Source organism: Enterobacter sp. MEB024, assembly GCF_030209635.1.
In the GTDB taxonomy this organism is placed as follows: Bacteria; Pseudomonadota; Gammaproteobacteria; order Enterobacterales; family Enterobacteriaceae; genus Enterobacter; species Enterobacter ludwigii.
The window spans coordinates 53815-74488 of record NZ_JARVRQ010000014.1; the positions used below are offsets into that span (position 1 = coordinate 53815).

21 protein-coding genes are annotated in these 20674 nt (G+C 55.5%); 16 read left to right on the forward strand and 5 right to left on the reverse strand.

Annotation, left to right across the window (positions count from 1 at the left end):
* The first annotated feature begins 33 nt into the window (after nucleotides 1-33).
* The gene (rhtC, locus tag QRN24_RS19655; RefSeq protein ID WP_014172126.1) at nucleotides 34-654 is read left to right on the forward strand and encodes a threonine export protein RhtC; all 621 of its coding nucleotides are present in this window, start codon (nucleotides 34-36) and stop codon (nucleotides 652-654) included.
* Here rhtC and rhtB read toward each other — a convergent pair.
* Nucleotides 651-1271 carry a homoserine/homoserine lactone efflux protein gene (gene rhtB / locus QRN24_RS19660; RefSeq protein WP_032679213.1) on the reverse strand — a complete coding sequence of 207 codons (621 nt, stop codon included), beginning with the start codon at nucleotides 1269-1271 and terminating at the stop codon, nucleotides 651-653. The genes rhtC and rhtB overlap by 4 nt on opposite strands.
* Nucleotides 1272-1380: 109 nt before the next feature.
* Here rhtB and pldB point away from each other — a divergent pair, with 109 nt between their 5' ends.
* The 3 genes from pldB to QRN24_RS19675 all read left to right on the forward strand — a co-directional run bounded on the left by pldB (nucleotide 1381) and on the right by QRN24_RS19675 (nucleotide 4188).
* Nucleotides 1381-2373: a lysophospholipase L2 gene (pldB, locus tag QRN24_RS19665; RefSeq protein ID WP_020882879.1), complete on the forward strand. Its 993-nt coding sequence runs from the start codon at nucleotides 1381-1383 to the stop codon at nucleotides 2371-2373.
* 32 nt (nucleotides 2374-2405) lie between these two features.
* Nucleotides 2406-3206 carry a sugar/pyridoxal phosphate phosphatase YigL gene (gene yigL / locus QRN24_RS19670; protein WP_020882878.1) on the forward strand — a complete coding sequence of 267 codons (801 nt, stop codon included), beginning with the start codon at nucleotides 2406-2408 and terminating at the stop codon, nucleotides 3204-3206.
* 82 nt (nucleotides 3207-3288) lie between these two features.
* Complete coding sequence (locus tag QRN24_RS19675) at nucleotides 3289-4188, forward strand: carboxylate/amino acid/amine transporter (RefSeq protein WP_020882877.1); 900 nt, start codon at nucleotides 3289-3291, stop codon at nucleotides 4186-4188.
* On the opposite strand, the gene metR is transcribed toward QRN24_RS19675, so the two are convergent.
* Nucleotides 4076-5029: an HTH-type transcriptional regulator MetR gene (gene metR, locus QRN24_RS19680; RefSeq protein ID WP_014172120.1), complete on the reverse strand. Its 954-nt coding sequence runs from the start codon at nucleotides 5027-5029 to the stop codon at nucleotides 4076-4078. The two genes, QRN24_RS19675 and metR, sit on opposite strands and share 113 nt — an antisense overlap.
* Nucleotides 5030-5145: 116 nt before the next feature.
* On the opposite strand from metR, the gene metE reads away from it, so the two are divergent.
* Nucleotides 5146-7407, forward strand: a complete 2262-nt coding sequence (gene metE / locus QRN24_RS19685) for a 5-methyltetrahydropteroyltriglutamate--homocysteine S-methyltransferase (protein WP_284942976.1) — start codon at nucleotides 5146-5148, stop codon at nucleotides 7405-7407.
* A 45-nt stretch (nucleotides 7408-7452) separates the two neighbouring features.
* Here the strand turns inward: metE and QRN24_RS19690 are convergent, their stop codons facing one another.
* Nucleotides 7453-8259 carry a dienelactone hydrolase family protein gene (locus QRN24_RS19690; RefSeq protein WP_014172118.1) on the reverse strand — a complete coding sequence of 269 codons (807 nt, stop codon included), beginning with the start codon at nucleotides 8257-8259 and terminating at the stop codon, nucleotides 7453-7455.
* A gap of 255 nt (nucleotides 8260-8514) precedes the next feature.
* On the opposite strand from QRN24_RS19690, the gene udp reads away from it, so the two are divergent.
* From udp to tatD, 9 genes are all read left to right on the forward strand, one after another.
* A complete protein-coding gene (gene udp, locus QRN24_RS19695; RefSeq protein WP_003860792.1) occupies nucleotides 8515-9276 on the forward strand; it encodes a uridine phosphorylase in 762 nt (253 codons plus the stop codon).
* 137 nt (nucleotides 9277-9413) lie between these two features.
* Complete coding sequence (gene rmuC, locus QRN24_RS19700) at nucleotides 9414-10871, forward strand: DNA recombination protein RmuC (RefSeq protein WP_014172116.1); 1458 nt, start codon at nucleotides 9414-9416, stop codon at nucleotides 10869-10871.
* 66 nt (nucleotides 10872-10937) lie between these two features.
* A complete protein-coding gene (gene ubiE, locus QRN24_RS19705; protein WP_014172115.1) occupies nucleotides 10938-11693 on the forward strand; it encodes a bifunctional demethylmenaquinone methyltransferase/2-methoxy-6-polyprenyl-1,4-benzoquinol methylase UbiE in 756 nt (251 codons plus the stop codon).
* Between the two features lie 13 nt (nucleotides 11694-11706).
* Nucleotides 11707-12312: a ubiquinone biosynthesis protein UbiJ gene (gene ubiJ, locus QRN24_RS19710; RefSeq protein WP_219372519.1), complete on the forward strand. Its 606-nt coding sequence runs from the start codon at nucleotides 11707-11709 to the stop codon at nucleotides 12310-12312.
* Nucleotides 12309-13949, forward strand: a complete 1641-nt coding sequence (gene ubiB / locus QRN24_RS19715; protein WP_219372518.1) for a ubiquinone biosynthesis regulatory protein kinase UbiB — start codon at nucleotides 12309-12311, stop codon at nucleotides 13947-13949. The genes ubiJ and ubiB overlap by 4 nt, the downstream gene beginning before the upstream one ends.
* Before the next feature lie 76 nt (nucleotides 13950-14025).
* Complete coding sequence (gene tatA / locus QRN24_RS19720; RefSeq protein ID WP_020882874.1) at nucleotides 14026-14280, forward strand: Sec-independent protein translocase subunit TatA; 255 nt, start codon at nucleotides 14026-14028, stop codon at nucleotides 14278-14280.
* A 3-nt stretch (nucleotides 14281-14283) separates the two neighbouring features.
* Complete coding sequence (gene tatB, locus QRN24_RS19725) at nucleotides 14284-14826, forward strand: Sec-independent protein translocase protein TatB (RefSeq protein ID WP_284942977.1); 543 nt, start codon at nucleotides 14284-14286, stop codon at nucleotides 14824-14826.
* Between the two features lie 2 nt (nucleotides 14827-14828).
* Nucleotides 14829-15599 carry a Sec-independent protein translocase subunit TatC gene (gene tatC / locus QRN24_RS19730; protein WP_014172110.1) on the forward strand — a complete coding sequence of 257 codons (771 nt, stop codon included), beginning with the start codon at nucleotides 14829-14831 and terminating at the stop codon, nucleotides 15597-15599.
* Nucleotides 15600-15640: 41 nt separating this feature from the next.
* Nucleotides 15641-16423 carry a 3'-5' ssDNA/RNA exonuclease TatD gene (gene tatD, locus QRN24_RS19735; protein WP_041162905.1) on the forward strand — a complete coding sequence of 261 codons (783 nt, stop codon included), beginning with the start codon at nucleotides 15641-15643 and terminating at the stop codon, nucleotides 16421-16423.
* On the opposite strand, the gene rfaH is transcribed toward tatD, so the two are convergent.
* The gene (rfaH, locus tag QRN24_RS19740) at nucleotides 16420-16911 is read right to left on the reverse strand and encodes a transcription/translation regulatory transformer protein RfaH (RefSeq protein WP_020882871.1); all 492 of its coding nucleotides are present in this window, start codon (nucleotides 16909-16911) and stop codon (nucleotides 16420-16422) included. The two genes, tatD and rfaH, sit on opposite strands and share 4 nt — an antisense overlap.
* A 170-nt stretch (nucleotides 16912-17081) precedes the next feature.
* Between rfaH and ubiD the strand changes: the two genes are divergently transcribed.
* On the forward strand, nucleotides 17082-18587 hold the full coding sequence (gene ubiD / locus QRN24_RS19745; protein ID WP_014172107.1) for a 4-hydroxy-3-polyprenylbenzoate decarboxylase: 1506 nt from the start codon (nucleotides 17082-17084) through the stop codon (nucleotides 18585-18587).
* A gap of 30 nt (nucleotides 18588-18617) precedes the next feature.
* Nucleotides 18618-19319, forward strand: coding sequence for an NAD(P)H-flavin reductase (fre, locus tag QRN24_RS19750; RefSeq protein ID WP_014172106.1), 702 nt, complete (start codon nucleotides 18618-18620; stop codon nucleotides 19317-19319).
* 182 nt (nucleotides 19320-19501) lie between these two features.
* Here fre and fadA read toward each other — a convergent pair whose 3' ends face one another.
* Nucleotides 19502-20665, reverse strand: coding sequence for an acetyl-CoA C-acyltransferase FadA (gene fadA, locus QRN24_RS19755; protein WP_014172105.1), 1164 nt, complete (start codon nucleotides 20663-20665; stop codon nucleotides 19502-19504).
* Between the last annotated feature and the right edge of the window lie 9 nt (nucleotides 20666-20674).

Consider the following 20674-nt stretch of genomic DNA (forward strand, 5'->3'; position numbering starts at 1 on the left):
TGACTCACTTAATTATTTCCCTGCGAGTTAATTATGTTAATGCTATTTCTTACCGTGGCGTTAGTGCACATCGTTGCGCTCATGAGCCCGGGCCCTGACTTTTTCTTCGTGTCACAAACCGCCGTCAGCCGCTCCCGCAAAGAAGCGATGATGGGGGTGCTGGGTATCACCATGGGCGTTATGGTCTGGGCGGCCGTGGCGCTGCTTGGTCTGAACCTGATTCTGGCGAAGATGGCCTGGTTGCACAACATCATCATGGTTGGCGGGGGGCTTTACCTTTGCTGGATGGGCTACCAGATGCTGCGCGGGGCGTTGAAGAAAGAAGAGAAAAAGCCGGAAGAGCCGAAAGTTGAGCTGGCAACGGGCGGCCGGAGTTTTATTAAAGGGCTGCTCACCAACCTGGCGAACCCAAAAGCGATTATCTATTTCGGCTCCGTGTTCTCCCTGTTTGTGGGTGACAACGTGGGTGCGGGTGCGCGTTGGGGCATCTTCCTGCTGATCGTGGTGGAAACTTTTGCGTGGTTTACCGTGGTTGCCAGCCTGTTTGCCTTACCGGCGATGCGCCGCGGTTACCAGCGTATTGCGAAGTGGATTGACGGCTTCGCCGGCGCGTTGTTCGCCGGCTTTGGCATTCATCTCATTATTTCTCGCTAAGCATGACGCGCTGACGCAAGCAGCGCGCCTACCAGCATAAACAGCGAACCAAAGACTTTGTTCAGGGCCTTCATCTGCTTAGGCCCTTTAATCCACACCGCAATCCGCTGCGCCAGCGTCGCGTAACCAATCATCACGATGATATCGACAACAATGGTGGTCGCACCCAGCACCACGTACTGCATAACCTGTGGCTGATGCGGGACGATAAACTGCGGGAACAGCGCGGCAAGGAAAACAATACTTTTCGGGTTGGTCAGGTTCACAAACACCGCGCGTTTAAACAGGCGTCCGCGTGTTTGCGTCTGGGCGAGCGTATTAAGATCAATTGAGCCTGCCGCACGCCACTGCTGAATACCGAGCCAAATCAGGTACGCGGCACCGGCCCATTTCAGCACGTCAAAGGCCAGTACCGAGCGGGAGAACAGCGTACCCAGACCAATGCCCACCAGCACGATATGAATGCCCAGACCGGTCTGCAAACCGGCAATGGACGCCGCGGCACCGCGATAGCCGTGGTTGATGGAGGTGGTCATGGTGTTAATGGCGCCTGAACCTGGGGAAAGGCTAAGGATGATGGATGTCAGCAGATAAGCGAACCACCACTCGAAGGTCATTTGAAACTCCCGAATTGTCTGTTTTTATGCCACAATACGCTATTGTTACGTCATTTTGTGACCGGTGACGAAAAAACGATATTCCTTGGCTTACGGGGGTGGAAACCCGATGTTTCAGCAGAAAAAGGACTGGGAAACACGAGAAAACGCATTTGCTGCTTTCTCTATGGGGCCGCTGACCGATTTCTGGCGTCAGCGTGAGGAAGATGAGTTTACGGGTGTTGGCGATGTTCCGGTACGCTTTGTGCGTTTCCATGATGAGAAAAACGATCGGGTGATCGTGGTCTGTCCGGGACGTATCGAGAGCTACATCAAATACGCTGAACTGGCCTATGACCTGTTCCATCTGGGCTTCGATGTGTTGATTATCGACCATCGCGGGCAGGGGCTTTCTGGCCGCTTATTGTCGGACACGCATCGCGGTCATGTGGATAACTTCAGCGATTATGTCGACGATCTTGCCGCCTTCTGGCAGCAGGAAGTTCAGCCGGGCCCGTGGCGTAAGCGCTATATTCTGGCGCACTCTATGGGTGGGGCGATTTCGACGCTGTTTTTACAGCGCTATGACCACCAGTGTGATGCCATTGCGCTTACCGCGCCGATGTATGGCATCGTCATGCGTTTTCCGGACTGGATGGTGCGCCATATTCTCGACTGGGCTGAGGGCCATCAGCGCATTCGTGAAGGGTATGCCATCGGGACAGGGCGCTGGCGCGCGCTGCCGTTTGCCCTCAACGTATTGACCCATAGCCGGCAGCGTTATCGCCGTAACCTGCGTTTTTATGCCGATGAACCGCGCCTGCGCGTCGGTGGTCCGACATATCACTGGGTGCGGGAAGGGATCCTTGCCGGTGAACAGGTGCTTGCTGGTGTTGGTAAAGATGATACGCCGACACTTCTGATTCAGGCTGAAGAAGAGCGTGTGGTGGATAACCGCATGCATGACCGCTTTTGTGAACTCCGCGCTGCCGCCGGTCACCCTTGCGAAGGGGGTAAACCGCTGGTCATCAACGGCGCGTACCATGAGATCCTTTTTGAAAAGGACGCTATGCGCTCAGTCGCGCTAAACGCCATTGTTGAATTTTTCGACAGGCATAATTGATTGTTGTTTTACCACCAGAGGTTGAAATCCCTATGTACCAGGTTGTTGCATCTGATTTAGATGGCACGCTGCTTTCGCCCGACCATACCCTGTCGCCTTACGCGAAAGAGACCTTAAAGCTTCTGACCGCCCGCGGAGTGAACTTCGTGTTTGCCACCGGCCGCCACCACGTGGACGTGGGGCAGATCCGCGATAATCTTGAGATCAAATCGTACATGATCACCTCCAACGGCGCGCGCGTGCACGATACCGATGGCAACCTGATCTTTACGCATAACCTGGATCGCGACATTGCCGCCGATCTGTTCGGCGTAGTGCATAACAACCCGGACATTATCACTAACGTTTATCGCGATGACGACTGGTTCATGAATCGCCATCGCCCGGATGAAATGCGTTTCTTCAAGGAAGCGGTATTTAACTATTCCCTGTACGAGCCAGGCCTGCTGGAGCCGGAAGGGATCAGCAAGGTGTTCTTTACCTGCGAAAGCCACGAAGCGTTGCTGCCGCTGGAACAGGCGATTAATGCGCGTTGGGGTGACCGCGTCAACGTGAGTTTCTCGACCCTGACCTGTCTGGAAGTTATGGCCGGGGGAGTTTCCAAAGGGCACGCGCTGGAAGCCGTGGCAAAACGTCTGGGCTTCGAACTGAAAGACTGTATCGCCTTCGGTGATGGCATGAACGACGCCGAGATGCTCTCTATGGCGGGCAAAGGCTGCATTATGCAGAATGCACACCAGCGTCTGAAAGACCTGCACCCGGAACTGGAAGTGATTGGGTCTAACGCTGACAACGCGGTACCAAAATACCTGCGCAAACTGTTCCTTGAATAATCTTCATTTGATTGTTTATTGCTCAGTTGTCAACTAAAGAGTTCGCTACAATGCCTGTCCTTCTTTCTGAGAGACAAGCATTGTGGCGCTACTCATTATTACCACTATCCTGTGGGCCTTCTCTTTTAGCCTGATTGGCGAGTACCTCGCCGGGCACGTCGACAGCTACTTCTCGGTGCTGATGCGCGTGGGGCTGGCGGCGCTGGTATTCCTGCCCTTCCTGCGTACACGCGGGCAATCGCTGAAGACCATTTTGCTGTACATGCTGGTGGGGGCGATGCAGCTCGGCATCATGTACCTGTTCAGCTTCCGGGCTTACGTCTACCTGTCTGTCTCTGAATTTCTGCTTTTCACCGTGCTTACGCCGCTCTATATCACGCTGATTTACGATCTGCTCAGCAAACGTCGTTTGCGCTGGGGATATCTGTTGAGCGCGGCGCTGGCGGTGATCGGGGCGGCGATTATTCGCTACGACAAAGTGAGCGACCACTTCTGGACCGGGCTGATGTTCGTGCAGCTGGCGAACCTCAGCTTTGCCATCGGTATGGTCGGGTACAAGCGCCTGATGGAAACCCGCCCGATGCCACAGCATAACGCGTTCGCCTGGTTCTATATGGGGGCAGCTATCGTCGCGGTGGCGGCATGGTTTATGCTCGGCAACCCGCAAAAGCTCCCGACGACAACCCTGCAGTGGGGCGTTCTGGTCTGGCTGGGCGTGGTGGCATCGGGGCTGGGGTACTTCATGTGGAACTACGGCGCTACGCAGGTAGACGCCGGTACGCTGGGGATCATGAACAACGTGCATGTGCCTGCAGGGCTGCTGGTGAACCTTGCCATCTGGCAGCAGCAGCCTCACTGGCCGAGCTTCCTTATTGGGGGAGCAGTGATTCTGGCTTCGCTGTGGGTCCATCGCCGTTGGGTCGCTCCGCGCTCCGCACAAACGGAAGATGATCGCACGCGTGGTTCCGCGCAGAGCGAATAAACGCTTCCGTAATCGGCTGACGCTGCTCGCCATCGCGCACGGCGGCGTACAGCCGGCTCCATAGTCCCTCACCCAGGGTTTTAGTGACAACCAGACCCTGGCGTTCAAAACTCTCCACAACCCAGTGTGGCAGCGCCGCGATGCCCATTCTGGCGGCAACCATCTGAATTAACAGCAGGGTGTTATCCACGCTTTTGAGCTGCGGGCTAATGCCGGCCGGCTGCAGGAAGTGACGCCAGATATCCAGCCGACTGCGCTGTACCGGGTAAATCAGCAGCGTTTCACTGGCTAAATCTTCCGGGGTGATACGCGTTTTACTGGCCAGCGGATGATCCGGAGCCAGCACCAGACGTACCTCATAATCAAACATTGGTGAATAGTGCAGGCCGCTGCGGGGCAGAATGTCTGAGGTCATCACCAGATCCAGTTCGCCCTGCTGGAGCGACGGCTGCGGGTCGAACGTCACGCCGGATTTGAAATCCATCTCCACCTGCGGCCACCTCTGGCGGAAGTTCTCAAGCGCGGGTGTCAGCCATTGAATACAGCTGTGACACTCAATGGCGATACGCAGTCTGGTTTGCTGCGGCTCGTTACAGGACTGCAGCGCGCTGGCTATTTGCGGCAGCACCTGATTAGCCAGCTGCAGCAGGATCTCGCCCTGAGGCGTAAAGCGTAGCGGCTGGCTCTTACGCACAAAAAGACGAAAGCCGAGGCGTTGTTCCAGATCGCTGAACTGGTGAGAAAGGGCGGACTGGGTCTGGTGCAGCGTGGCTGCCGCCGCCGCGAGAGAACCGCAATTTCGCAACGCTTGTAGCGTTTTCAGGTGTTTAATCTCGATCATGAAAGTCCTTCACTTCGCCATGAACATTTTGCGCTTGAGGAATATACAGTAACTGCCAATTATGGATGTGTAAACATCTGGATGGCTAAATACGAAAAATTCACAGGGGACACACCATGACAATTCGCAATCACACTCTCGGTTTTCCTCGCGTTGGCCTTCGCCGCGAGCTGAAAAAAGCGCAGGAAAGTTACTGGGCAGGTACCTCTGGCCGTGAAGAATTGCTGGCAGTGGGCCGCGAACTGCGTGCGCGCCACTGGGAACAGCAAAAGCAGGCGGGCATTGACCTGCTGCCCGTGGGCGATTTCGCCTGGTACGACCATGTTCTGACCACCAGCCTGCTGCTTGGCAACGTGCCGGCTCGTCATCAGAACAAAGATGGATCGGTAGATATCGACACCCTGTTCCGCATTGGCCGTGGCCGTGCGCCAACAGGAGAGCCTGCGGCAGCGGCGGAAATGACCAAGTGGTTCAACACCAACTATCACTATATGGTGCCGGAATTTGTGAAAGGCCAGCAGTTCAAACTGAGCTGGACCCAGTTGCTCGACGAAGTCGATGAAGCGCTGGCGCTGGGCCACCAGGTGAAACCGGTATTGCTGGGGCCGGTAACGTATTTGTGGCTGGGTAAAGTGAAAGGCGAGCAGTTTGACCGTCTCAGCCTGCTGAACGATATTCTGCCGGTCTACAAACAGGTGCTGATTGAACTGGGTAAACGCGGAATTCAGTGGGTGCAAATTGATGAGCCTGCACTGGTGCTGGAGCTGCCGCAGGCGTGGCTGAAAGCGTTTAAACCCGCTTACGATGCCCTTACTGGTCAGGTGAAGCTATTGCTGACCACCTATTTTGAAGGCGTGACGCCGAACCTGAGTACCATTACTGCGCTGCCGGTGCAGGGTCTTCATGTTGACCTGGTCCACGGCAAAGATGACGTGGCCGAACTGCACAAACGTCTGCCTGAAGAGTGGTTGCTTTCGGCCGGACTGGTGAATGGCCGTAACGTCTGGCGCGCCGATCTGAGCGAGAAATATGCACAGATTAAAGATCTCGTCGGCAAACGTGAGCTGTGGGTGGCCTCCTCCTGCTCTCTGCTGCACAGCCCAATCGATCTGAGTGTGGAAACCCGCCTTGATCCCGAGGTGAAGAGCTGGTTTGCCTTTGCGCTGCAAAAATGTGAAGAGCTGGCGCTGCTGCGTGATGCGTTAAATAGCGGTGACACCACGGCCATTACCGACTGGAGCGCCCCCATTCAGGCGCGTCGTCATTCGGCACGCGTCCACAACCCGGCGGTCGAAAAACGTCTGGCGGCCATTACCGCGCAGGACAGCCAGCGTCAGAGCCCCTATGAGGTGCGTGCCGAAGCCCAGCGTGCCCGCTTCAACCTGCCAGCGTGGCCAACCACCACCATCGGCTCCTTCCCGCAGACGACGGAGATCCGCGGCCTGCGTCTGGATTTCAAAAAAGGCAACCTCGATGCGAATCACTACCGCACCGGTATCGCTGAGCACATCAGACAGGCGATTGTTGAGCAGGAACGTTTAGGTCTGGACGTGCTGGTACACGGTGAAGCCGAGCGTAACGATATGGTGGAATACTTCGGCGAACATCTGGACGGTTTCGTCTTTACGCAGAACGGTTGGGTGCAGAGCTATGGTTCCCGCTGTGTGAAGCCACCGGTGGTGATTGGTGACGTCAGCCGCCCGCAAGCGATCACCGTAGAGTGGGCAAAATTCGCCCAGTCCCTGACCGACAAACCGGTGAAAGGGATGCTGACCGGCCCGGTGACGATCCTCTGCTGGTCCTTCCCGCGTGAAGATGTGACCCGTGAAACCATCGCCAAACAGATTGCGCTCGCGCTGCGTGATGAAGTGGCCGATCTGGAAGCGGCGGGTATCGGCATCATCCAGATTGATGAACCGGCGCTACGCGAAGGTTTGCCGCTGCGTCGCAGTGACTGGGATGCTTATCTGAAGTGGGGTGTGGAGGCTTTCCGCCTCAACGCCGCGGTCGCGAAAGACGACACGCAGATCCACACCCACATGTGTTACTGCGAATTTAACGACATTATGGATTCGATTGCCGCGCTGGATGCCGACGTGATCACCATCGAAACGTCGCGTTCAGACATGGAACTGCTGGAGTCCTTCGAAGAGTTCGAGTATCCAAACGAAATTGGGCCGGGTGTCTACGACATCCACTCCCCGAACGTACCGAGCGTGGAGTGGATTGAGAGCCTGCTGAAAAAAGCCGCCCAGCGGATCCCGGCTGAGCGCCTGTGGGTCAACCCGGACTGCGGACTGAAAACCCGCGGCTGGCCGGAGACCCGCGCGGCACTCGCGAACATGGTCAGGGCGGCGCAGAATTTGCGTCAGGCCTGATAAATCCGAAGCCCGGCAAGGCGTAGCCGCGACCGGGCTTTTGTTTTACGCTTTTTTCCCGCCGTACTGGCTGAACCATGCCAGCATCCGCTGCCAGCCATCTTTAGCCGATTCCGCGTGATAGCTCGGACGATAGTCGGCATTAAAGGCGTGGCCGGCATCCGGGTAAACGATGATTTCAGCTTTTGCATTGGCTGCACGGAGCGCATGGCGCATGGTCTCTACCGTATCAAGCGGGATCCCGGTGTCCTGGCCGCCATACAGCCCTAAGACTGGGGCATTTAACTCGGTGGCGATATCAACGGGATGCTTCGGCGAGTTCAGCGTTTTCTCCCCCACCAGTTTGCCGTACCAGGCAACGGCGGCTTTAAGCTGCGGATTATGTGCGGCATACAACCAGCTGATACGTCCTCCCCAGCAGAAACCCGTCACCATCAGACGATGTGCGTCGCCGCCATTGCGCGCAGCCCAACTGGCCACGTGGTCCAGATCGGCCAGTACCTGTGCATCCGGCACTTTGCTGACCAGGTTGCTGAACAGCGTCGGTATATCACTGTAGTCGTTCGGATCGCCCTGACGGAAATAGAGCTCTGGCGCAACGGCCAGATAACCTTCCAGCGCCAGACGGCGGCAAAGGTCGCGAATATGTTCGTGAACGCCGAAAATTTCCTGAACCACAATCACGATGGGCAGCGGGCCGTCGGCCGATTTTGGCCGCGCGTGGTAAGCAGGCATATTCTCCCCCTGCGAGGGGATGGAGGTCTCACCTGCCGTAATGGCCTCTTCAGGTGTTGAGACGATGGTTGATGCATGAGGGGCCGCTGCAGGTGCAAAACCGGTTTTTTCAGTCATGGCATTCTCCGTACCAATGAGTTAGCGCAAAGGTAAATATAGTCACCAGGTTAACAATTCACAGTGCCTGAAACGGTCTATCTTTTGTGCAGCACCTGACGATATAACTTGTTAATGTGATGTGAATCACTATTTCATGGAAATTTACTGCAATCATTTTCATTCATGGTGAGATGTGTCACGTAATTCAGCTTACTGCTTCTGTAAAGTACCTTTTTACTTCTTCTGACTAACCGACCCACAGAGGAGTCACCTATGTCTAAGTCTGATGTTTTTCATCTCGGCCTCACTAAAAACGATTTACAAGGGGCTACGCTGGCTATCGTCCCGGGCGATCCTGAGCGTGTGGAAAAGATCGCCGCGCTGATGGATAAGCCGGTTAAGCTTGCTGCCCATCGTGAATTCACCACCTGGCGCGCTGAGCTGGATGGCAAAGCGGTGATCGTCTGTTCTACCGGTATCGGTGGCCCGTCCACCTCAATTGCTGTTGAAGAGCTGGCGCAGCTGGGCATTCGTACTTTCCTGCGTATCGGGACTACCGGTGCCATTCAGCCGCATATCAACGTTGGCGACGTGCTGGTGACAACCGCTTCCGTGCGTCTGGACGGCGCGAGTCTGCACTTTGCCCCTATGGAATTCCCGGCGGTGGCGGATTTCGAATGCACCACCGCACTGGTTGAAGCCGCGAAATCCGTTGGCGCAACCACCCACGTAGGCGTGACCGCCTCTTCTGATACCTTCTACCCAGGCCAGGAGCGTTATGACACCTTCTCCGGCCGCGTGGTAAGCCGTTTCAAAGGTTCTATGGAAGAGTGGCAGTCTATGGGCGTAATGAACTACGAAATGGAATCTGCAACCTTGCTGACCATGTGCGCAAGCCAGGGTCTGCGTGCCGGTATGGTGGCGGGCGTTATCGTCAACCGTACCCAGCAGGAGATCCCGAACGCGGAAACCATGAAGCAGACCGAAAGTCATGCGGTGAAAATCGTGGTTGAAGCAGCGCGTCGCCTGATCTAATCCCTTCTTATACGAAAAAAGGCCGACCCGTTCGGCCTTTTTTTTGCGTAGCGCCTCGCAGGAAAACCCTTTCAAACTGGACGTTTATACAGCACAATTCTATTTTGTGCAGGTAATACGTTGATGCAGGGGGCATTGTGGATATCTCAATCCTGATTTATGCAGTGATTGCGCTGGTGGGCGTGGGGGCAGGCTGGCTGATTTCCAGCTACCAGCACGCGCAACAAAAGGCCGATCAGCTGGCCGAGCGCGAAGAGATAGTCGCCGATTTAAGCGCAGCAAAACAGCAGGTTGCGCTGAGCGAACACTGGCGTGACGAATGCGAACTGCTCAACAACGAGCTGCGCAATCTTCGCGATATCAACACCTCGCTGGAGGCCGATCTCCGCGAAGTGACTACCCGCCTCGAATCCACCCAGTTGCATGCGGAAGATAAAATCCGCCAGATGATGAACAGCGAGCAACGCCTCAGCGAGCAGTTCGAGAACCTCGCGAACCGCATTTTTGAACACAGCAACCGCCGCGTAGACGAACAAAACCGCCAAAGCCTGAATAGCCTGCTAACGCCCCTGCGTGAACAGCTGGACGGCTTTCGCCGTCAGGTACAGGACAGCTTTGGGCAGGAGGCTCGCGAGCGGCACACGCTGGCGCATGAAATTCGCAATCTTCAGCAGCTGAATGCGCAAATGGCGCAGGAAGCGGTCAACCTGACCCGTGCGCTGAAGGGCGATAACAAAACCCAGGGCAACTGGGGGGAAGTGGTGCTGACCCGCGTGCTGGAGGCCTCTGGCCTGCGGGAAGGGTATGAATACGAAACGCAGGTGAGTATCGAGAACGATGCCCGCTCGCGTATGCAGCCTGATGTGATTGTGCGGCTCCCGCAGGGCAAAGATGTGGTGATAGACGCCAAAATGACGCTGGTGGCTTATGAGCGCTATTTCAATGCGGAAGATGACTACACACGCGAGTCGGCGCTGCAGGAGCACATCGCCTCCGTGCGTAACCACATTCGTCTGCTGGGCAGAAAAGACTACCAGCAGTTACCCGGCCTGCGCTCGCTGGATTACGTCCTGATGTTTATTCCGGTTGAACCCGCGTTCTTGCTGGCGCTCGACAGACAGCCTGAACTGATTACCGAAGCCCTAAAAAATAACATTATGCTGGTGAGCCCCACCACGCTGCTGGTGGCATTGCGCACTATTGCCAACCTGTGGCGCTATGAACATCAGAGCCGTAATGCGCAGCAGATTGCCGATCGCGCCAGCAAGCTTTACGACAAAATGCGCCTTTTTGTGGATGATATGTCCTCGGTCGGGCAAAGCCTTGACCGCGCCCAGGATAACTATCGCCAGGCGATGAAAAAACTCTCTTCCGGGCGTGGCAACTTACTGGCGCAGGCCGAAGCGTTTCGTTCCCTGGGTGTGGAGGTGAAGCGCGAGATTAATCCGGAATTAGTTGAGCAGGCCACCGCCCAGGATGAAGAGTTTCGCCTGCGCGAAGGTGCTGGCGAACAAAAGACAAACAGTGAAGACAATACGTTAGCGACAGATTTAACGTCAGACGAGCGTCCGGCACGTTTCTTTCGCGAAGGTTGAAACGTAGGGCAAACGCGCCCAATCTGTTACACTTCACGAACATTTTACTGATAAGCAGGCTCTGAGATGGTTGACGATTCACAAGACACGACGCACTTTGGCTTTCAGACTGTCGCCAAAGCGCAGAAAGCTGATATGGTGGCCCACGTATTTCATTCCGTGGCGGCGAAGTACGATGTGATGAATGACTTGATGTCGTTCGGCATTCATCGCTTGTGGAAGCGCTTCACCATCGACTGTAGCGGTGTGCGTCGTGGACAAACGGTACTGGATTTAGCCGGCGGTACAGGCGATTTGACAGCAAAATTCTCCCGTCTGGTGGGCGAAACCGGTCGCGTTGTTCTGGCAGATATTAACGACTCAATGCTCAAAATGGGACGTGAGAAGCTGCGTAACATCGGCGTGGTAGGTAATGTCGAGTATGTGCAGGCGAACGCCGAAGCGCTGCCTTTCCCGGATAATACCTTTGACTGCATCACTATCTCCTTCGGCCTGCGTAACGTCACCGATAAAGAAAAAGCGCTGCGCTCCATGTACCGCGTGCTAAAGCCGGGTGGACGCCTGCTGGTGCTCGAATTCTCCAAACCGATTCTTGAGCCGTTAAGCAAAGCTTACGACGCATACTCATTCCATGTACTGCCGCGCATTGGTGAGCTGGTGGCAAACGACGCGGAAAGCTACCGGTACCTGGCGGAATCTATCCGTATGCACCCGGATCAGGACACCTTAAAGGCCATGATGCAGGATGCGGAATTCGAGAACGTTGAGTATTTCAACATGACGGCAGGTGTCGTCGCGCTGCATCGCGGTTATAAGTTCTGAGTGGAGGTTTCCCGTGCCCTTTAAACCCTTAGTCACCGCAGGCATCGAGAATGTCCTGAATGCCTTTCTTTACCGCGCACCGGCGCTAAAAGCCGCACGTCAGCGGCTTAACGGCAAGGTGCTGCGTGTTGTTCTGAAAGAGTTCTCGACGCCGCTTGTGCTGGTTTTCAGTGAACGCCAGCTTGACGTTCTGGGTGAGTGGGAAGGTGAAGCCGACTGCTCCGTGATTACGCACTTGAGCGTGCTGCCAAAATTACGTGACCGTCAGCAGCTTACGACGCTTATCCGCAGCGGTGAGCTGGAAGTGGAAGGCGACATTCAGGTCGTACAGAATTTCGTTGCGCTCAGCGATCTGGCCGAGTTTGACCCGGCAGAGCTGCTTGCGCCTTTCATTGGCGACATTGCTGCCGAAGGGATCGGTAAAGCCATTCATGGCGGTACGGCTTTCCTTCGCAAGAGTCTGCAACGGCAGCAACGCTATGCGGCGGAAGTGCTGACTGAAGAGTGGCGTATGGCCCCTGGCGCGCTTGAAGTTGCATGGTTTGCGGAAGAGACCGCAGCGGTTGAACGCGCGGTGGATGCCTTAACCAAACGGCTGGAAAAACTGGAGGGCAAATGACGCCTGGTGAAATTCGGCGCCTCTATTTTATCGTCCACACCTTTTTGAGTTACGGGCTCGACGAGCTTATCCCCAAAATGCGTATCACGCTGCTGCTTCGCATCTGGCGGCGGATGTTGTTCTGGATGCCTAATTGTCATAAAGATCAGCCGCTGGGTGAACGTCTTCGCCTGGCGCTCCAGGAGCTGGGCCCGGTATGGATTAAGTTCGGGCAAATGCTCTCGACTCGCCGCGATCTTTTCCCGCCGCAGATTGCCGATGAACTGGCACTGCTGCAGGACCGCGTTGCACCGTTTGACGGTGTGAGGGCGAAAAAACAGATCGAAGAGGCGATGGGCAATATTCCTGTCGAGACCTGGTTTGACGATTTCGAAATAGAACCTCTTGCTTCAGCCTCTATCGCCCAGGTGCATACAGCACGTCTGAAAGAGAACGGCAAAGAGGTGGTTATCAAAGTGATCCGCCCGGACATCCTGCCGGTAATCCGAGCGGACATGAAGCTTATCTATCGGCTTGCACGCTGGGTTCCGCGCCTGCTCCCCGACGGACGCCGTCTGCGCCCAATGGAAGTTGTGCGGGAGTATGAAAAAACGCTCATTGATGAATTAAACCTGCTGCGTGAATCGGCAAATGCCATCCAGCTGCGCCGGAACTTTGAAAACAGCCCGATGCTCTATGTGCCGGAAGTGTATTCGGACTACTGCAGCCAGAACATGATGGTAATGGAGCGGATTTACGGTATTCCGGTCTCGGATGTGGCAGCCCTGGAAAAGCAGGGAACCAACATGAAGCTGCTGGCCGAGCGTGGTGTACAGGTCTTCTTTACCCAGGTATTCCGCGACAGCTTTTTCCACGCGGACATGCACCCGGGGAATATCTTCGTCAGTTATGAGCACCCGGAAGACCCGAAATATATCGGTATTGACTGCGGTATTGTGGGCTCGCTGAACAAAGAAGATAAGCGCTATCTCGCTGAAAACTTCATCGCCTTCTTTAACCGTGATTACCGCAAGGTGGCCGAGCTGCACGTTGATTCTGGCTGGGTTCCGCCGGACACCAACGTCGAAGAGTTTGAGTTTGCTATCCGTACCGTCTGCGAGCCGATTTTTGAAAAGCCGCTGGCAGAAATTTCCTTCGGACACGTATTGCTGAACCTGTTTAACACGGCACGCCGCTTCAACATGGAAGTGCAGCCACAGTTAGTTTTACTTCAGAAAACATTACTTTACGTTGAAGGTGTAGGTCGACAGCTCTATCCTCAGTTAGACTTATGGAAGACTGCGAAACCTTTCCTTGAATCCTGGATTAAGGATCAGGTGGGCATTCCGGCGCTGGTGCGCTCTATTAAAGAGAAAGGCCCGTTCTGGATAGAAAAAATGCCTGATATTCCTGAACTGATTTACGACAGTTTGCGTCAGAGCAAGAACCTTCAGCACAGCATGGATAAAATCGCCCGCGAGCTTCAGTCCAGCCGTGTTCGACAGGGGCAGTCGCGCTATCTCTTTGGCATTGGAGCAACGCTGCTGCTGAGTGGTACGCTGTTGCTGATCACTCGCCCTGACTGGCAGATGATGCCCGCCTGGCTGATGGCTGGCGGTGTTGTGGTCTGGCTCGCCGGCTGGAGAAAAACGCGCTGATTTTGCGTCGCTATCTACGGGTCGCCTACGTATAATGCGACCTGACTCATTAATCATCTATCCCTGAGGTACATGTATGGGTGGTATCAGTATCTGGCAATTGTTGATCATTGCCGTCATCGTCGTGCTGCTGTTTGGCACGAAAAAGCTCGGTTCTATCGGCTCCGATCTGGGCGCGTCTATCAAAGGCTTCAAGAAAGCGATGAGCGATGATGAGAGCAAGCAGGATAAAACCAGCCAGGATGCTGACTTTACTGCTAAATCCATCTCCGACAAGCAGGAAGAGGCGAAAAAAGAAGACGCTAAACGCCACGATAAAGAGCAGGTGTAATTCGTGTTCGACATTGGTTTTAGTGAGCTGCTGCTGGTCTTTGTGATTGGCCTGATAGTGTTAGGACCCCAGCGTCTGCCGGTGGCGGTGAAAACCGTTGTGGGCTGGGTACGCGCGCTGAGATCGCTGGCTTCGACCGTACAAAATGAGCTGGCGCAGGAACTTAAGCTGCAGGAGTTTCAGGAAAGCCTGAAAAAGGTGGAAAAGGCGAGCATGGATAACCTGACGCCTGAACTGAAAGCCTCAATGGATGAACTGCGTGAAGCGGCAGAATCCATGAAGCGCTCCTACAGCGTCAACGATCCTGAAAAGGCGAGCGATGAAGCCAACACCATCCACAACCCGGTGGTGAAGGACAGCGAAGCGAAGCGCGAGGGCGTTACGCCTGCCAGCGCGGAGCATCAGGCTACCGCGCCTGAACAAACGCCGCAGGAATCTGAACCGAAAAAACAGGCGCAGCCGGAAGAACCGGTAGTAAAAGCGGCTGACGTTAAGCCTGCCGCGCCTGTTTCCGAATCATCCCCCTCGTCGAGTGATAAAGCGTAAACATGGCAGTAGATGATACCCAACCGCTGATTACGCACCTCATAGAGCTGCGTAAGCGCCTGTTAAACTGCATTATCGCGGTTTTCCTCATTTTCTTATGCCTGGTCTATTTCGCCAATGATATCTACCAGGTTGTCTCTGCGCCGCTGATCAAGCAGATGCCGCTGGGGGCAACGATGATCGCAACCGACGTTGCATCACCGTTCTTTACCCCTATTAAGCTCACCTTCTGGGTATCGCTGATTGCCTCTGCGCCGGTCATTCTTTATCAGGTGTGGGCGTTTGTGGCGCCAGCGCTATACAAGCATGAACGCAAGCTGGTGATCCCGCTGCTGGTATCCAGCTCGCTGCTGTTCTATATCGGCATGGCGTTCGCCTACTTTGTTGTCTTCCCGCTGGCCTTTGGCTTCCTGACGCATACCGCGCCGGAAGGGGTTCAGGTGTCGACGGATATCGCCAGTTACCTCAGCTTTGTGATGGCGCTGTTTATGGCGTTCGGCGTGGCATTCGAAGTGCCGGTAGCCATTGTGCTGCTTTGCTGGGTAGGGGTGACTACCCCTGATGACCTGCGTAAGAAGCGCCCGTATATCCTGGTCGGCGCGTTTGTGGTTGGTATGCTGCTCACACCACCTGACGTCTTCTCACAAACACTGCTGGCAATACCGATGTATTGTCTGTTTGAAGTCGGCGTATTTTTCTCGCGTTTCTACGTGGGAAAAGGGCGTCGGTCGGATGACGAAGACGATACGTCGGAAAAGACCACTGAAGAGTAAAACCAGCCGCCCGTCAGGGCGGTTGTGCTATGGGGAATCGCATGTTTGATATCGGACTCAACCTGACCAGCTCGCAGTTTGCGAAAGACTGCGATGAGGTCGTCGCGCGTGCTTTTGCCGCCGGGGTGAAAGGGCTGCTCCTGACGGGAACCAACCTGCATGAAAGCGAGCAGGCGCAGCAGCTTGCTCAGCGCTATGATCGCTGCTGGTCAACCGCTGGCGTGCATCCTCATGACAGCAGCCAGTGGACGCCGCAGAGCGCTGAAATCATACACAGGCTGGCGAAAACCCCTGAAGTCGTGGCCATTGGCGAATGTGGTCTCGATTTCAACCGTAACTTTTCCACACCAGCCGAACAGGAAAACGCCTTCACCGCCCAGCTCGCCCTGGCGGCGGAGCTTGGAATGCCTGTGTTTATGCACTGCCGTGACGCGCATGAGCGCTTCCTCGCCTTACTGGAACCCTGGCTCGATAAACTGCCCGGTGCGGTACTGCACTGCTTTACCGGTTCACGGCAGGAGGCGCTGGATTGTCTGGAACGCGGGTTATATCTGGGCATTACCGGCTGGGTTTGCGATGAACGTCGCGGGCTTGAGCTTCGCGAGCTGTTGCCGGTGATCCCGGCGGACCGCTTGCTTGTTGAAACCGACGCACCTTATCTGCTGCCGCGAGATATGCAACCCAAACCGGCTTCTCGACGTAACGAACCGGCCTATCTGGGGCATATTCTTGAGAGCGTAGCGCGCTGGCGCGGAGAAGACCCGCACTGGCTTTGCGCACAGACGGATGACAACGTGCGTCGCTTGTTCGGGATAGACGTTTAAACTTTGCGGAAGTCGGTGTTTTTCACGCTCTGCAATACCTGCTTATTCAGCAGGTTGAGCAGCAGCATGGAGCGTGCTTCACCGTCAGGCTCGGCGAAAATCGCCTGTAAGCCCTCGAAAGCCCCTTCAGTGATGACGACGCTGTCGCCTGCGTAGGGGGTTTCCGGATCGGTGATGCCTTCAGGTTGCTGGTACACCGAAAGCTGATGAATCACCGTTGACGGGACCGTAGCCGGGTGAGCGCCAAAACGCACAAAGTGGCTGACACCGCGTGTGGCGCTGATGGTCGTGGTGTGAATCACTTCCGGGTCGAACTCAACGAACAGATAGTTCGGGAATAATGGCTCACTGACGGTCGTGCGCTTCCCGCGCTGCATTTTTTCAAGCGTGATCACGGGTGTCAGGCAATTTACAGACTGACGTTCAAGATGTTCCTGCGCGCGCTGAAGTTGCCCGCGTTTGCAATACAGTAAATACCAGGCCTGCATAATCACTCTTTCCCTTAGTTCGGGGCGCAAGCATATCAAAACCCTGGCGGGATCGCTAAGTTGATTATAATGGGGGAAAAGGGAACAGAATGCATAAGTTCACGCTAATTTAACAAAATTACAGCATCAAGCAGGCTTACGCCGTATAATGAAGCGCTTACAGAGAGGCCATGACTAACTGCATGAAATACCACGATCTCCGCGACTTCCTGACGCTGCTGGAAAAGCAGGGCGAACTCAAACGCATTACACTTCCTGTTGATCCTTATCTGGAAATGACAGAAATTGCTGACCGCACCCTGCGTGCCGGTGGCCCCGCTTTACTGTTTGAAAACCCAAAAGGGTATTCGATGCCGGTGCTGTGCAACCTGTTTGGTACACCGCGCCGTGTGGCGTTGGGGATGGGACAGGAGGACGTCACGGCGCTGCGCGAAGTGGGTAAACTGCTGGCGTTTCTGAAAGAGCCAGAGCCACCGAAAGGTTTCCGCGATCTGTTCGATAAACTGCCGCAGTTTAAGCAGGTGCTAAACATGCCAACCAAACGTCTGCGCGGCGCACCGTGTCAGCAGAAAGTGCTGGAAGGCGATGCGGTGGATCTGACAAAAATTCCTGTCATGCAATGCTGGCCTGAAGATGCTGCGCCGCTTATCACCTGGGGGCTCACCGTCACGCGTGGTCCGCACAAAGAGCGACAAAATCTGGGTATTTACCGCCAGCAGCTGATTGGCAAGAATAAGCTCATCATGCGCTGGTTGTCACATCGTGGCGGCGCCCTGGATTTCCAGGAGTGGTGTGCTGAACACCCGGGCGAGCGTTTCCCGGTTTCCGTTGCGTTAGGCGCCGATCCGGCCACGATTCTGGGGGCGGTAACGCCAGTGCCGGATACGCTGTCCGAATATGCCTTTGCAGGCCTGCTGCGCGGAACCAAAACCGAAGTCGTGAAGTGTATTTCTAATGACCTTGAAGTTCCTGCCAGCGCGGAGATCGTTCTGGAAGGTTACCTTGAGCAGGGCGAAATGGCACCGGAAGGGCCATACGGTGACCACACCGGCTATTACAACGAAGTTGATAACTTCCCGGTGTTTACCGTCACGCACATCACCCAGCGTGAAGATGCGATTTACCACTCCACCTATACCGGACGTCCACCGGATGAACCGGCGGTACTGGGAGTGGCGCTGAACGAAGTGTTTGTGCCGATCCTGCAAAAGCAGTTCCCGGAAATTGTTGATTTTTACCTGCCGCCGGAAGGGTGTTCGTATCGCCTGGCGGTGGTGACGATGAAGAAGCAATATCCTGGTCACGCTAAACGCGTGATGATGGGCGTATGGTCTTTCCTGCGCCAGTTTATGTATACCAAATTTGTTATTGTCTGCGATGATGATGTTAACGCCCGCGACTGGAATGACGTTATCTGGGCCATTACTACGCGAATGGATCCGGCGCGGGATACGGTGTTAGTCGAAAACACGCCGATAGATTATCTGGATTTTGCCTCGCCGGTCTCCGGCCTTGGCTCAAAAATGGGACTGGATGCCACAAACAAATGGCCCGGCGAAACCGAGCGTGAATGGGGTCGACCGATCAAAAAAGATCCTGCCGTGACCGCGCGCATTGACGCGATCTGGGATGAACTGGCCATAATGAATAACGGTAAACCTGAAACAGGCCGTTAAGCCCTATAGACTTCACGACAGAGAGAGCGAATGACAACCTTAAGCTGTAAAGTGACCTCGGTAGATGCTATCACCGACACCGTATATCGCGTCCGTTTAGTACCTGAAGCGGCATTCTCTTTCCGCGCCGGTCAGTACTTGATGGTCGTGATGGATGAGCGTGATAAGCGTCCCTTCTCTATGGCTTCTACGCCAGCAGAGCAGGAATTTATTGAGCTTCATATTGGTGCGTCTGAGCTTAACCTGTATGCGATGGCCGTCATGGACCGCATTCTGAAAGAACGTGAAATCGTGGTGGATATTCCTCACGGTGATGCCTGGCTGCGTGAAGATGAAGACCGTCCGCTGATCCTGATTGCGGGGGGAACGGGTTTCTCTTATGTGCGCTCTATCCTGCTGACGGCCCTGGCGCGTAACCCGGATCGCGATATCACCATCTACTGGGGCGGCCGCGAAGAGAAACATCTCTACGACCTGTCTGAACTGGAAGCATTAAGCGTCAATCATCCACACCTGCGCATTGAGCCGGTGGTGGAGCAGCCTGAAGAGGGCTGGCGTGGGCGCAGCGGTACGGTACTGACGGCGGTGCTGCAGGATCACGGCACGCTGGCGGGACATGATATCTATATTGCTGGCCGTTTTGAGATGGCGAAAATTGCCCGTGACCTGTTCTGCAACGAACGTGACGCGCGTGAAGACCGTCTCTTCGGCGATGCGTTCGCGTTCATTTAAATAAAAAACCCGCCCCTGACAGGCGGGAAGAACGGCAACTAAACTTTATCTCTTCGCCACTGGCGCCATAACTGCGTTGGCTGCGCGTGCTCACCCGAATCCCTTACTTCCGTAAGCGCATCGGGCGCCGCTCGCGTGCCGCCGTGTTCTGGCGACACTGGCTGTAAGAACCCCTCGAAGAATTACACTCGCTCAAATACCGTCGCGATACCCTGACCCAGCCCGATACACATCGTCGCCAGACCAAACTGAGCGTCTTTGCGTTCCATCAGGTTAATCAGCGTGGTGCTGATGCGTGCCCCGGAACAACCCAGCGGGTGACCGAGGGCGATCGCGCCGCCATTGAGGTTAATCTTGTCGTCTATCTGATCCATCAGGCCCAGATCTTTGATGCACGGCAGGATCTGCGCGGCAAAGGCTTCGTTCATCTCAAACAGATCGATATCACTGGTGGTTAAGCCTGCTTTTTTCAGCGCCAGCTTCGAGGCCGGCACCGGACCGTAACCCATAATGGACGGATCGCAACCCACCACCGCCATCGAACGCACCCGGGCGCGAGGCGTCAGGCCTAACTCGCGGGCACGGCTTTCACTCATCACCAGCATCGCGGCGGCCCCGTCAGATAGGGCAGACGAGGTGCCTGCCGTTACCGTACCGGTGACCGGGTCAAACGCCGGGCGCAGCGTAGAAAGGGTTTCTACAGTGGTTTCCGGGCGAATCACTTCATCGTAGCTGAACTGCTTCAAAACGCCGTCAGCATCGTGACCACCGGTTGGGATGATCTCATGCTTAAACGCGCCGGACTGCGTTGCGGCCCAGGCGCGTGCGTGGGAGCGCGCGGCAAAGGTATCCTGCATTTCGCGGCTGATGCCGTGGAGGCGGGAAAGCATCTCAGCGGTCAGGCCCATCATTCCCGCCGCTTTCGCCACGTTACGGCTCATACCCGGGTGGAAATCAACCCCGTGGCTCATCGGCACGTGGCCCATGTGCTCCACGCCGCCGACCAGACAGGCCTGTGCATCACCGGTCATGATCATGCGTGCCGCGTCGTGCAGCGCCTGCATTGACGAACCACACAGACGGTTAACGGTCACCGCCGGAACTGAATGCGGGATCTCCGCCAGCAGCGAAGCGTTACGGGCGATGTTAAAGCCCTGTTCGAGGGTTTGCTGTACACAGCCCCAGTAAATATCGTCGAGCGCTGCGGGGTCCAGTGCCGGGTTACGCGCCAGCAGGCTACGCATCAGGTGCGCGGAGAGGTCTTCCGCGCGCACATTACGGAATGCACCGCCTTTTGAACGGCCCATCGGGGTGCGAATCGCATCAACAATGACAACCTTTTCCATTGTGACTCC

Bases quoted from the DNA above. Each gene is read 5' to 3' on its own strand.
- rhtC (WP_014172126.1), top strand. From the start codon at position 34: ATGTTAATGCTATTTCTTACCGTGGCGTTAGTGCACATCGTTGCGCTC.
- rhtB (WP_032679213.1), bottom strand. From the start codon at position 1,271: ATGACCTTCGAGTGGTGGTTCGCTTATCTGCTGACATCCATCATCCTT.
- pldB (WP_020882879.1), top strand. From the start codon at position 1,381: ATGTTTCAGCAGAAAAAGGACTGGGAAACACGAGAAAACGCATTTGCT.
- yigL (WP_020882878.1), top strand. From the start codon at position 2,406: ATGTACCAGGTTGTTGCATCTGATTTAGATGGCACGCTGCTTTCGCCC.
- metR (WP_014172120.1), bottom strand. From the start codon at position 5,029: ATGATCGAGATTAAACACCTGAAAACGCTACAAGCGTTGCGAAATTGC.
- metE (WP_284942976.1), top strand. From the start codon at position 5,146: ATGACAATTCGCAATCACACTCTCGGTTTTCCTCGCGTTGGCCTTCGC.
- QRN24_RS19690 (WP_014172118.1), bottom strand. From the start codon at position 8,259: ATGACTGAAAAAACCGGTTTTGCACCTGCAGCGGCCCCTCATGCATCA.
- udp (WP_003860792.1), top strand. From the start codon at position 8,515: ATGTCTAAGTCTGATGTTTTTCATCTCGGCCTCACTAAAAACGATTTA.
- ubiE (WP_014172115.1), top strand. From the start codon at position 10,938: ATGGTTGACGATTCACAAGACACGACGCACTTTGGCTTTCAGACTGTC.
- ubiB (WP_219372518.1), top strand. From the start codon at position 12,309: ATGACGCCTGGTGAAATTCGGCGCCTCTATTTTATCGTCCACACCTTT.
- tatA (WP_020882874.1), top strand. From the start codon at position 14,026: ATGGGTGGTATCAGTATCTGGCAATTGTTGATCATTGCCGTCATCGTC.
- tatC (WP_014172110.1), top strand. From the start codon at position 14,829: ATGGCAGTAGATGATACCCAACCGCTGATTACGCACCTCATAGAGCTG.
- tatD (WP_041162905.1), top strand. From the start codon at position 15,641: ATGTTTGATATCGGACTCAACCTGACCAGCTCGCAGTTTGCGAAAGAC.
- rfaH (WP_020882871.1), bottom strand. From the start codon at position 16,911: ATGCAGGCCTGGTATTTACTGTATTGCAAACGCGGGCAACTTCAGCGC.
- ubiD (WP_014172107.1), top strand. From the start codon at position 17,082: ATGACTAACTGCATGAAATACCACGATCTCCGCGACTTCCTGACGCTG.
- fre (WP_014172106.1), top strand. From the start codon at position 18,618: ATGACAACCTTAAGCTGTAAAGTGACCTCGGTAGATGCTATCACCGAC.
- fadA (WP_014172105.1), bottom strand. From the start codon at position 20,665: ATGGAAAAGGTTGTCATTGTTGATGCGATTCGCACCCCGATGGGCCGT.